The following is an 11,858-nucleotide window of genomic DNA, read 5'->3' on the forward strand; positions in this document are numbered from 1 at the left end:
TCCATATTTGAGAGAACCTGTTTCATATTTTTGTGTTATGAATAAGGAGGCAAGAAGATGGAAAAGCGTTCTTTTGGCAAAACAGGAATGGAAGTTAGTATTTTAGGTTTTGGAGGCTCTGAAATTGGTCAGGAAAATGATCTGTCCAAAGTGGAGGAGCTGCTGAACCATGCACTAGACGCGGGTCTGAATGTTATTGATACGGCAGAATGCTACGGAGACAGTGAAGAGCTGATCGGGAAGGCATTGTCCGGCCGCAGAGATGACTTTTACTTATTTACGAAGTGTGGGCATGCTACCGGTTTTGAAGAAGAAGACTGGGATCCTGTCATGCTGGAAAAGAGTATTGACCGCAGCCTACAGCGGCTGAAGACCGATTACGTCGATATCATACATCTGCACAGCTGCTCGGAAAAGATATTGAGGCAGGGATCTGTGATCGAGGTTTTGCAAAAAGCAAAGAAACAGGGGAAGACTCGTTTCATTGGCTACAGTGGAGACCGGACCGACGCATTGTATGCTGTGCAAACCGGTTTGTTCGACAGCCTGATGATCTCTTTGAATATTGCTGATCAGGAAGCGATTGAACTGACTATGCCTGAAGCCAGAGAGAGAGGTATGGGCATAATCGCCAAACGGCCGGTTGCAAACGTTGCCTGGACCTACGAGACACTATCGGAAAAGGCTTATCCGTACGTATACTGGCAGAGGCTGCAGGAGCTCCAGTACGATTTCCTTGCAGACCATGAACAGGCGATTGCAGCAGCACTGCGGTTCTCACTTACTGTACCTGGCGTGGATACGGCCATCGTCGGAACACAAAAGCCGGGGAGATGGTCCGAAAATGCTAAGCTTTTGCAGACCAGTTCATTGCCCGAACAAGTGTATGAGGAAATCAGGGCGCGCTGGAAGGAAGTCGCGGGAGATGACTGGGTGGGAAAAACCTGATTCACCCGCACGCAGACAAGGCAGCCGCAAAAAAGCTTGGCCTGTACAGGCCAAGCTTTTTCACTTACAACATTATAAAAAAACAACATATGAAAAATTCATAATAGTTGTGAGGGGAAATCATATAATCCTGGAAATATAATAATGAAATGAGATAAGGGGGAGAACGGTGTGGGAACGATCTGGAAGGGCGGAACGATCTACACGATGAAGCAGGAGCTTCAAACGGTTGAAGCTGTATTTACAGAAGGCGGAACCATTCGGGAGATCGGTAAGCTGGACGAGTTAATGCATAAGTACAGCGGGCAAATCACAGAAGTTCAAGAACTTGGTGGCGGGGTGATGTTCCCCGGTTGGGTGGACAGTCATATGCATTTGATTGGGCATGGGGAGACATTCCTCAAGCTGCAGCTGGGCAGCTGTACAAGCAGGGAGGAATTACTGGAGGCCGTTCGGGATCAGGCAGAACTATTACCGGAGGGTATGTGGATCATCGGAGAAGGCTGGAATGAGAATAATTGGGTGGATTCATGCTTACCTGAGAGAGAACAGCTGGACCTCGCTGCACCCGGACATCCGGTCCTGCTTAGAAGAATTTGCAGGCATGTTATCGCAGTTAATTTTGCTGCACTTGAAGCTGCAGGTATCAAAGAAGGCTGCCCTGAGGTGGCAGGAGGAGTCCTGGGCAGAACTACAGTAGGAACATTAAGCGGAATCCTCAAGGAAAAAGCACAAGACCTTATACTCGAAGCTGTACCGGGTGTAACAGAGGAATATCTGGAGGCGGCATTAACTGCGGCTATACAAGATTGCTGGTCCAACGGCTTAACAGGCTGTCATACGGAGGATTTAAGTTATTATGGAGGATGTGCACGCACGATGCGTGCATTTAATACCGTTATTCATGAGCATGAAAAGCATTTTAGAGCTCATCTGCTTGTCCATCATTTGGCGCTGGATGAATGGCTGGAGGAAATGAAAGGAAAGGGTATCGAATCCCCTATGCTGGAATTTGGAGCCATGAAGCTCTTTGCAGATGGGGCGCTTGGTGGCAGAACTGCATTACTCAGCCGGCCATATGCAGATGCACCTGAAACATCCGGTATCGCTGTCCATAGTGATGTGGAATTGGAGGAGCTGATAGTTCTTGCGAGAAAGCATGGCATGTCCGTAGCTTCACATACAATCGGAGATGGGGCGGCAGAAAAAGTACTCCGGTATTTGGAGAAGCATCCATGTCCGGAAGGCAAGAGAGACCGGCTGATTCATGGACAAATTTTGCGTCCGGAGTTGGTAGAACAGATGAAAAGACTGCCGTTGATAACGGATATTCAGCCAAGCTTCGTCGCTTCAGACTTTCCATGGGTGATGGATCGGATCGGAGAGCCTGAAAACTTGTTAATCTATGCTTGGAAAACACTGCTTAACCATGGAATACATTGTGCAGGGGGCTCCGACTCACCGATTGAGAAGGTGTCACCGCTTGAAGGCATTCATGCGGCAGTCACGAGAACCAAACCGAATCAACCTGCAGTATATGGGGAAGAGGAGAGGCTCAGTATGTACGAAGCCATATCCTTGTATACCACGGGAAGCGCTCATGCCATTCTTCATGAAATGGACCGGGGAATGATTGAAGAAGGTTTTGCTGCGGATTTCACGATTTTAAGCCGGGATCCATTTGAGGAGGAACCTCAGGCATTGCTGCAAAATTCTATTCAAATGACCGTGGTTAACGGCAGCATCGTGTATCAAAACGAATAAATGAAAGCTAGATACGTCGTACAACATAACAAAGCAAATTAAAACCTTATAGTAATAAATTCACCATGTGAAAAATTCACAATAGAAAAACCTTGTTCTTGTTCGTTCTAGAGACCATTTCATGTAACCAACAAACAATCATATCTATCTACAAGATGGGTATAAAAGGAGCGAAGTTTACGTAAATATAATTATGTTAACTTAAATAGAGTACATTCATCTTTACTCCTGAATCAGTTGAGCTTTATTGACATTGGTACATCAGGGAGTACACTCTAATTATACCCAGAGGGGTATGTGAACATATTTAACAAGAAGGTGGGGTGCTTACTGTGCAGCATGTAACCAATCTGAATCAAATTAAAGATCAGATTCAGCAAGCTTCACTAACCTTACTGCTGATCAAAACAGATCATTGTGGTGTGTGCGACAGTGTCATGGCCAAGCTGGATGACAAGCTGCCATCTTTTCCGCAAGTTAAGGGCATCTATATTCGGATGGAAGAAGCTCCGGAGGTGTCCGGTGAATATCTCGTTTTTACAGCGCCCACACTGCTTCTGTTCATGGAAGGCAAGGAAGTCTTTCGCCAGTCCCGGTTTATTCTTATGGGAGATGTGGAGAAGCAGCTTCAAGGCTGGAGTGAAGCACTGCAATTAAATGGTTTAGAATCCGAGCAGTACGAATAGCAGATATTCGAACTTCATATAATGTCCTATTCCGAGCCTTGTTCTGCATATAAATGTAGAAGAGGGGAGAGTGATTTTGGCATGGACAAGATTGTCAAAAGATATTATCAACTGAAGCAGCAGCAAAAGGAAACCGAGCAGGAGCTGAAGGAACTGCGCGATCAGATTATGACCTTTTGTGAGGAGAAGGAAACTTCGGAGTTTGCAGCAGGTGCCTACCGGGTCAAGCTCGTTTCACAGTCCCGAAAGGATTATGATGATGCCAAGCTGTATGAAGCTCTGCCGGATCTGGAGCTGTGGCGGATGCTGTCCAAATCGGATTCATCGAAAATAGCCGGGCTGATCAAGCTGGGGGTTATTAAGGAAGAACGGATTCAAGATACCTATACGCTTAAGCAGATTACACTGCTGCAGGTAGATAAGAAGTAATTAACAATGAAATGGTAATTAAAAAAGCATTCATGCGATCATCAAATGATGTGTTTTTTTGTGAAAAGAACAGCAGGTCTCGCTGAAATTCCATTTCAGAGGCCTGCTGTTCTTCGTTAAAACGGATTTATTTAGATTGGAGATCTTGAAGCAAACGATACAGGATTACACCGGCTTCTGCCCGGGTTAATTTACCCTTTGGATTGAAAGAATGATCCGGATTTCCTTTCAGATAGCCCTTTTGCACAGCATACAAGACAGCTCCCTTTGCAGCATCCTGGATGCTGTTCTGATCTTTAAATGAAAGGTCAGATGCTGTACCGGTCACAGGAGCGCCCAGTGCATTTGCAAGCAGAATGGCTAATTCTTCACGAGTCAGCTGGTGGTTTGAACCCGTTTCTGCTGCACGCTCGCTCCATGTCCTGCCTGTGCCGAGAAGACGGTCAAGGAGTGACAGGAACTCGGCTTGCGTGACTTGATCATTTGGTTTGTACATATCAGATGAATCTTTACCGTTTGCCAGGTAGTGGGCTGCGATGACTTCAATTTCATTTTTGGCCCAGTGATTGACGATATCTGCAAATGTCTTGGAGACTTCGGCAGCGCTGAATGCGCCCAGCTTGGAAGTCTGGAACGAAATGGTGCTAGGACTGTTGTTTCCGGCGGATAGATAAGTCCAATTTCCACCAGTGCTCTGAGTAAAGATTCCAACTTTACTGCGGTTCTTTACTTTAGCTGGATCAATAGCAAGCGTAATAGCAATCGGTGATGTCAACGCTGCTGGTGGTTCATTAATAGTCAGCGCGTTTGAAACGAAATTTACAGTTCCGCCGGTTGGGGCTTGCGGCGTACCAGTAGGTGCGTTGCTAAAGCTGAGTCCAATAATAAGTCCATCTTTCGTGACAAAACTCTTCATGTCATTAGCAGGAATAGATATTTCAAAACCTTTCCCTTTAATGACAAGAGGTTTATTGGTCTTCAGCAGCTGGTCTGCTAAAGAACTGCTGAGCTGAAGGTTCAACGGATGATACGACTCAATGGGCACATCACTAATATCCAGAGTAATATTTTTTGCATCTGTGTTGTTCAGTTGTCCAGTCAGGTAAGAAGAATCTACGTTTAGTACAGCGGACTTCTGATCGCCTGTACCTTTCTCAGATAGCGCTCCGGTTGTCAACTTTTTGGCGGAAGGTGTAGAAGGCGTACTTGGTGTAGAATTTGATCCTGAGCCTGACCACGAGCCATTGCCGGAGCCATTGCCTGGATCTGTGCCTGGATCCGGATTTGGTTTCGTACAAGGACTAAGCGGTGCAGAGAATGATACTTCTGAAGCCAGCTGATTACTGGAATTTGCAGCGAGCTTTGCTTTTGTTACATGGTATGAATCGGATACTTGGTCACCACCAGGAGATGGATCAGACCCTGATTCGGGATCTTGATTCTTTTCGGGTGATGAAACAGGTTCCTGCCCAGAATTTGCAGGTGGGTCCGCTGGTTCATTGGACGGTGGTTCTGGTGTTGGTTCAGACTCCGTTGGGGGAATGGGAGAACCATCTCCATCTTCAGATACGTTAACTACTATTGCGTCAGTTACTTTTGAGGCAATTACTTTATCTTGTGCATCCAATAGACGTATGTTTTGAACATTAAACGAGTATTTGTTTGCTTCATTCGCAATAAAAGATAATTTGACTAGAGTACCTTCCGCAACCGGTTCCTTAAATGTCAGTCCATAATGGACAACCGTTTGGTCAGACTCAGACGGATCTAGAACTGATGCATCGACAGACTTAATTTCTTCACCTTTTATGCCAGCAAGGGTATTCTCCAGGGAGAGCTTGGCATCATAAGCCACATCAACACTAATGGATTGAATGGCATCCATACCTTTGAAATCCACGCTAATGTTAATTGGTTCGGAAACTGTTAAGTTGTATGAATCTGCCTTAAGCGCTACTTCAGTTGAATGATCAATAGGTGCTTTCTCCGTATTGTATTCGTAAGTCATCGCTGGAACAGACAAGCCATTGCCTGCGTCATCATAAACGAATAGCTGGATTTTGTTCAAACCTTTTTTCAAATTAACTTCTACACTGAAATTACCTTCTGCATCGATGGTACCGGTGAAATCTTTCAGCTCTGTATCTGTATCTGTATCTGTATCCAAGCCGGCTTTTGCTTTGACATGGATAAGATCCTCAAGGTTTGTACCATCATACAAGTCCAAAAGCATATCATTTTCGATTGTGCCTTTGAGGATTCCAACATTCGGTTTTTCAGGATTTACAGTAATTTCATCAGGCAATGTAGCTTCAGGTGCCGTATTATCCACCATGAAAGCTTTAAGTGAATCGATCAAAGGAGTACTGTCTTCCTCATCCGGAATAAATACGAATGGGACCATGGCATAGATTCCTTCCGGATCCAGTTTGATTTTTTCATCTTGGGAGTCGTCAAAAGGATTTACAGTTCCATCCCAGTCAAATGAATAATAGAATGGGTCAAGCGATTTTTTGAAGTCATCATTGTGGATATAACCCACAGGCTCCGGAATCAAGTTTCCTTCTATATCCACACCATAGACACCGAACACATAATCCTCAAGCTTTTTATTGACTGAATAATATACTTTTGTACCATGGCCGTCTTCAGCAGTTGAGAGGTAGACCGGGTCAAGCTCCAGGTTAGTAATTTCATCCTGATTATATTTATCACCCACATATACACTAAACGGAACATGCAGCTTGTGACCTGTCTTCATTTGGGTGAATACGAGTTGTCCATCATACATACCTTGTGCAGTTCCTTCTGGTATGGTGAGTGTAACCGATAGATTAGCAGAACCTTGGTCTGCATTGATATTGATATCGCAAAGATCCGGAATAAGCGATAGTCCGTTGCTGCTACTCCAATTGACATATACTCCATAATGTTGATTGATGTGCGCGATATTATCAATGGTCAGCTGTCTTTTAGTTGTTGTACCTGCACCCAGTTGACCGAATGATAAGTTGCCAGAGTAAGAAGTCAGATGAGTCGCATCCTGAAGCTGGATTGGTAAATTCTCTTCTACCTTGACGATCGCCTGTGCTTCGGCGGAGTTTTTCAAATCTACACGGCCTGCGCCCTGTTCATTTACTCCATATTGTCTACCTTGACGATCTTTAATCAGCAAAGCATTATTGGTTATCAAAGCTTTGATTTGCTCCGGTTTTAGAGTCAATCCTTCTTGGCGTGTTTTCTCCAGCAGGAGAGCGGCGGAGCCGGCCACATGCGGTGCGGCCATACTGGTTCCCTGCAGCTCCTCGTAAGCATTCGTATAATCTCCCCCAAACGCCGGAATGGAAGATTTAATACCTACACCCGGAGCTGAAATATCCGGTTTAATGTTGTAGTTAGGAAGAGCTGGGCCTCTTGAGCTTAGATCGGCCAGTAAATCTTGTTCCTTTTGATAATTAAAGGTCACATGATTATTTCCCGCTTCTACTTCTTTTTGAAGCTGCAGGCCGCTATCCTGGGTGATCGTATAGGTTGGCACGGATTGTTTAGCACCCTCAATGGTGGCACCACCAATTTCCCCAGGTATATTGTTGAAGATAATGATGGCTTTAGCACCATTTGCCGCAGCATTTTCAGCCTTCGCAGCAAAGGTGATCGTACCTCGGGATACCAAAACCGTTTTCCCTTTGACATCTAAACCAGCATAATCTTTCACGTCACCCAGGTTAGCGTATACGAGCTCAAGATCTTCGTCGACATTATCCAGCTTGGAAGAAGTGGCAGCGAGCTGGGCATAAATAGTGCCTAACTTGGTTGATTTGAAAATAGGCGTTTGCAGCGGAGGAGTGGAGGCTCCAACCGAAATGGCCAGTTGAGCGGCAGCCGGGCTGCCTACGGTTTCTTCTCCGGGACCTTCATTCCCGTTGGACAAAACGACAGTTACACCGGCTAATGCCGCATTATCCGCTGCAATGGCATCGGGCGTATAGGAATTGTTCATTTTTGAACCAAGTGAGAGGTTGATGACATCCATGCCATCCGCCACTGCTTTTTCGATCCCTGCAATGACATTTTCAGTGCTCCCGCTGCCGTAAGGACCTAGTACACGATATACATAGAGATCGGAAGCGGGTGCCACACCGCGAACCCAACCTGTTGTGGAAGCGGGATCCTTCGGATCTCCACGACCGGCGACAGTTCCCGAAACATGTGTCCCATGCAGGGTATTATAAGAGCTTCCGTTTTTATCCGGTTTGCTGGAATCCGGTAATGTTTCCATCGGATCATTATCATTATCTACGAAATCATATCCGCCTTTATAAGCATCATGCAGGCTGGGATGATCATAATCGATACCTGTATCAATAACCCCGACCTTAATCCCTTTACCATCAAAACCCGAATCCCACAAATCATTCGCACCAATGAGTGGAGCGCTTTCGTCCATATTCGGATAGAAATCATGGCCATCTGCTATGGGCAGTGCATGAACTTCCTCGTTAGGGAATACCGCTTTTACACCAGGCAGCGCGAGCAGCTTATCCACTTGATTGGCCGGTAGAGTCACCGAATAGCCATTAAAAACTTTGGAGTATTCCCGTTTGAATAGGGCACCTGTTTTGGATAGTGCTGCTGATTTAAACGCTGTATGCTCCTGATTCAAAATACTGCTGTAGCTGCCAATGGACGAGCGGGCGCGGGAAGACGGATTTGCTTCATATACTTTGATGGGATCATTCCGAAGCTGAACGATGACCGTAATCGGATCGCTGCTGTTCGATGTATCCACATAATTTTGAGCCTCTTCTGCAGCTGAAAGACCCTTTAACTGAGCTGCCGCCTGTTGGTTTAATAATTCCTTTTTCAAGCTGCCTTGTTTAAGCAGGGAATCCAGCTGGATTTTCGTATTGGCCGGAAGCTTGTAAGTAGAAATAGATGCAGATGCAGCAGTCGCGTTCGGATATGTAATACCTGCAGCAAGTATGGTGCTTAACAGCAATGTGGAATAAGTGCGGATTTTAGATGGACCTTTTCTCAAATCATATCCTCCTTTAAAGAGACTGGAATCGTAAATAGGGGTGAACAACGATCCTCCTTTTTACATGGATTTAATTGAACACTAGTAAAATACAAATATAGTTTACATTTTTTACATTATTCTGGTATGAGACTTAAGGAATAAGGCCCTATGTGCTATAACAAGGCATTTGCTGTCATTTGAGCGTGTCGAAAATCTCTAAAAAAAGAATTTCGAGTATTAATTGTGAAAAAGGACATATTTCCTTCCCATATCCGTGGTTCTTTCCTTACGACAAAATAGGTTCGCAGACTTAAATTTAAAATCTGTAGAAAAATAAAAAACTTCTTTATTCCACATAAGTTAAGAGGCGAAAAATCAAATCAATCTAATAATGTAAGGATTTAGCAAAAATACCAGCAGTTATTTTGATTCTTTCAAGTTTTGAAGCCTTTTTGAATATTTGCGATCCAAGCGAAATAAAGATTAGATGATGAAACGCTTTCGATTGAAGGAGGGTTAAAGATGAAGCATTCAAAAAGAAAATGGGCGCTCCTGTCGTCAGCTCTGGTGCTGGCAATGACGGTTGGCTGTTCAAGCTCAGGCTCTGGTTCAAGTACAGATTCGAGTTCAAGTCCAAAAGAAACAAAAGACACAGGTAGTGAGCCAGCACCGTCCAAAGACAGCGGCGACAAAACTGCGACGGCAAAGAAAACGATTACGATTACATATCGTGATGACGGCACTGGTGAGAAGGGTACGCTGTATAAGTGGATTAAGGAGGTATCCTCTCAATATCCCAATAAGGATGTAGAGATCAAGCCGACACCGATTCAAGCATCGGAAGGGGACTATTTTGCAAAAATTGCATTGGCTTTGAAATCCAAGGATACCGCTCCGGATATTGTGACCGAGGACACGTTCATGCTGAACTCCGATGCAAGTGCCGGTTTCCTCGAACCGATGGATGAGCGGCTTAAAGGCTGGGAGGACTGGAGTAACGGTTCATTTATTGAAGCGATGAAAAAGGGAGTAACCGCTAGTGATGGCAAGATTTATGGCGTCCCATACAACACCGATTCAAGAGGTCTTTGGTACAACAAGGATATCTTTAAAAAGGTAGGACTTCCGGAAGATTGGCAGCCGAAATCCTGGGAAGAGGTGCTGGCAGCAGCCAGAACCATTAAGGAAAAGGCGGGGAAGGATGTTGTACCGATCTGGATGAACCTTGGTAAGGCAACCGGCGAAGCGACATCCATGCAGACCTATGAAATGCTTCTCTATGGTACAGGGGAAAGACTGTATGATGATGCCAGCAAAAAATGGATCACGAAAAGCCAGGGAATCAATGATGCACTGACGTTCATTGAGACGATTACAAAGGAAAAACTGGGACCTCCGCTTTCCAAAGTACTGAATGGTCAGGCCGGCAATACGGCAACACGCGAATATCTACCAAAAGGAAAACTCGCCATCTCACTAGACGGCTCGTGGATTCCAGGCAACTACCTGGAAGGCGGGGCTGCGCCATGGCCTGAATACAAAGATGTGCTCGGATTCGCGCCAATGCCAACCAATAAAGGTCAGGCACCTGGTTCGATCACACTGGCAGGTGGTTGGGCACTGTCTATTCCAAGTAACGCGCAGCATAAGGATGAAGCCTTTGATTTTATTAAATTCGCCTTGAACAAAGAAAACACCGAAAAGCTGGTCATTGCTTCCGGAAATATTACCGTACGGGCAGATGTAGCGAAGGATGCAGAATACACTAAAATGCCGTTTAATGAGCTCTCCACGGAATATTTAAAGAATGCAGAATTTAGACCAGCCCAGGATAAGTATCCTGAAGTGTCAACGCAAATCCAAACGATGGTTGAATCGGTCGCTTCAGGAACATCGGCAGCGGATGCAGCCAAGAAGTATACGCAGGACATAACCCGGATCGTTGGCCAGGATAATACATTGGAAAAATAACCATTCCGGCTTGCCCGCGCTTTCCCTTAACCAGGTGCGAAGCGCGGGCAAGCGGTGTTCTTATTCACAGAAGAAAGGAGACGCGCGAATGGGAGGACTTTCGGTTTCAAACCCGCATATCAAAAGAAAAAATTACACATGGCTTTATTTTTTATTGCCATCCATTGCGATCATGCTGTTATTTTTTATCTATCCGATTCTGCTAACCTTTTTCTACTCCTTCACCAATCTTGCCCTGACCGGTGAAGCGGCCAAGGAGCTGAAATTCGTCGGTCTGGATAATTACACTCGCATGTTTCAGGATCCGACGGTCCGAATCAGCATATGGAATACACTTATCTTTTTGATTGGGTCGGCAGTCATTGGACAGCAGGTGCTTGGTTTTTTGATTGCTCTGCTGATGAAGCATAAGAAAAAAGTGTTCCGACGCGTCATCGGCACGATCGTGCTGGCAGGATGGGTGACGCCGGAAATTGTGTGCGCCCTATGCTTGTACAGCTTTTTCGGCGATGAAGGCACTTTAAACGCGATTATCACCTTTTTTGGCATACCGGCAGTGACCTGGCTTTTTACCGTCCCCATGCTGACGATAATACTCGCCAACATCTGGCATGGGACCGCATTTTCCATGCTTGTGTTTCAAGCGGCGCTGGATGATGTGCCAAACGAGATTGAGGAGGCTGCTGTTGTCGATGGCGCTTCCAAGCTGCAGATTTTATTCCGGATTACCATTCCGTATATTAAAGAGACTATCACAACGAACATGATGCTTGTTACGCTGCAGACGCTTGGCGTCTTCGGACTGATCTATGCCATGACCGGAGGCGGACCCGGCACATCCACGACAACACTTCCGATATTCATGTACAATCAAGCCTTTGTTAATTACCAGCTCGGTTACGGAACAGCCATATCACTGCTGCTGCTGCTCATTGGAATCGTGCTCAGTCTGTTCTATATCCGCTCTTTAAAAGATTAAACTCTTGTAATTGTAAGATGAGTGAGTATGCATTAGTTCATTTAATAAAGAAGGAGATTTC

The 11,858-nt window shown here is 45.3% G+C and carries 7 protein-coding genes; 6 read left to right on the plus strand and 1 reads right to left on the minus strand.

Annotated elements, in window-relative coordinates; genetic code table 11:
* The first annotated feature begins 57 nt into the window (after positions 1 to 57).
* The 4 genes from KJS65_RS05435 (at position 58) to KJS65_RS05450 (ending at position 3,827) form a co-directional block, all read left to right on the plus strand.
* The gene (locus KJS65_RS05435) at positions 58 to 948 is read left to right on the plus strand and encodes an aldo/keto reductase (RefSeq protein ID WP_213648910.1); all 891 of its coding nucleotides are present in this window, start codon (positions 58 to 60) and stop codon (positions 946 to 948) included.
* A 171-nt stretch (positions 949 to 1,119) separates the two neighbouring features.
* Complete coding sequence (locus tag KJS65_RS05440; RefSeq protein ID WP_213648911.1) at positions 1,120 to 2,712, plus strand: amidohydrolase; 1,593 nt, start codon at positions 1,120 to 1,122, stop codon at positions 2,710 to 2,712.
* A 332-nt stretch (positions 2,713 to 3,044) separates the two neighbouring features.
* The gene (locus KJS65_RS05445; RefSeq protein ID WP_213648912.1) at positions 3,045 to 3,398 is read left to right on the plus strand and encodes a thioredoxin family protein; all 354 of its coding nucleotides are present in this window, start codon (positions 3,045 to 3,047) and stop codon (positions 3,396 to 3,398) included.
* 81 nt (positions 3,399 to 3,479) lie between these two features.
* Positions 3,480 to 3,827 (plus strand): hypothetical protein, encoded by a 348-nt coding sequence (locus KJS65_RS05450; RefSeq protein ID WP_213648913.1) that lies wholly within the window; start codon positions 3,480 to 3,482, stop codon positions 3,825 to 3,827.
* Positions 3,828 to 3,954: 127 nt separating this feature from the next.
* On the opposite strand, the gene KJS65_RS30060 is transcribed toward KJS65_RS05450, so the two are convergent.
* A complete protein-coding gene (locus KJS65_RS30060; RefSeq protein ID WP_213648914.1) occupies positions 3,955 to 8,865 on the minus strand; it encodes a S8 family serine peptidase in 4,911 nt (1,636 codons plus the stop codon).
* A gap of 504 nt (positions 8,866 to 9,369) precedes the next feature.
* Here KJS65_RS30060 and KJS65_RS05460 point away from each other — a divergent pair.
* Positions 9,370 to 10,818, plus strand: coding sequence for an ABC transporter substrate-binding protein (locus tag KJS65_RS05460; RefSeq protein ID WP_213648915.1), 1,449 nt, complete (start codon positions 9,370 to 9,372; stop codon positions 10,816 to 10,818).
* A gap of 88 nt (positions 10,819 to 10,906) precedes the next feature.
* Positions 10,907 to 11,797, plus strand: a complete 891-nt coding sequence (locus KJS65_RS05465) for a carbohydrate ABC transporter permease (protein WP_213648916.1) — start codon at positions 10,907 to 10,909, stop codon at positions 11,795 to 11,797.
* Positions 11,798 to 11,858 lie beyond the last annotated feature (61 nt).

Origin of the sequence: Paenibacillus sp. J23TS9 (assembly GCF_018403225.1) — a bacterium.
In the GTDB taxonomy this organism is placed as follows: domain Bacteria; phylum Bacillota; class Bacilli; order Paenibacillales; family Paenibacillaceae; genus Paenibacillus_AQ.

Excerpts from the sequence above, each read along its gene's own strand:
- KJS65_RS05435 (WP_213648910.1), top strand. The coding sequence starts at position 58 with ATGGAAAAGCGTTCTTTTGGCAAAACAGGAATGGAAGTTAGTATTTTA.
- KJS65_RS05450 (WP_213648913.1), top strand. The coding sequence starts at position 3,480 with ATGGACAAGATTGTCAAAAGATATTATCAACTGAAGCAGCAGCAAAAG.
- KJS65_RS05460 (WP_213648915.1), top strand. The coding sequence starts at position 9,370 with ATGAAGCATTCAAAAAGAAAATGGGCGCTCCTGTCGTCAGCTCTGGTG.
- KJS65_RS05465 (WP_213648916.1), top strand. The coding sequence starts at position 10,907 with ATGGGAGGACTTTCGGTTTCAAACCCGCATATCAAAAGAAAAAATTAC.